Source organism: Nitratireductor indicus C115 (assembly GCF_000300515.1).
Taxonomy (GTDB): domain Bacteria; phylum Pseudomonadota; class Alphaproteobacteria; order Rhizobiales; family Rhizobiaceae; genus Nitratireductor; species Nitratireductor indicus.
Window position 1 is genome coordinate 1 of the sequence record NZ_AMSI01000072.1, and the last position, 600, is coordinate 600.

Sequence of the window (600 nt, forward strand, 5' to 3'; positions counted from 1 at the left end):
TTACTCAGTGATGGCGGCGACGATGCCGGCGCCGACGGTGCGGCCACCTTCACGGATAGCGAAGCGCAGCTTCTCTTCCATGGCGATCGGCACGATCAGCGTCACGTCGACCGTCACGTTGTCGCCGGGCATGACCATCTCCGTGCCTTCCGGCAGCGTAACGATGCCCGTCACGTCCGTCGTACGGAAGTAGAACTGCGGACGGTAGTTCGTGAAGAACGGCGTGTGACGGCCACCCTCTTCCTTCGTCAGGATGTAGGCCTCGGCCTTGAACTTCGTGTGCGGCTTCACAGAACCGGGCTTGCAAAGCACCTGGCCGCGCTCAACGCCCTCACGGTCAACACCGCGAAGAAGCGCACCGATGTTGTCGCCGGCCTGGCCCTGGTCCAGAAGCTTGCGGAACATCTCAACGCCCGTGCAGGTCGTCTTCGACGTCGGACGGATGCCGACGATCTCGATTTCCTCACCGACCTTGATCACGCCGCGCTCGACGCGACCCGTCACCACCGTGCCGCGGCCCGAGATCGAGAAAACGTCTTCGATCGGCATCAGGAACGGCTGGTCGATCGGACGCTCCGGCGTCGGGATGTAGCTATCCAC

The 600-nt window shown here is 63.2% G+C and carries 1 protein-coding gene; it reads right to left on the minus strand.

The window, feature by feature from the left end:
• Nucleotides 1-600 (minus strand): EF-Tu C-terminal domain-related protein (locus NA8A_RS24240; RefSeq protein WP_040673602.1); only part of this gene is annotated, 600 nt, incomplete at its 5' end.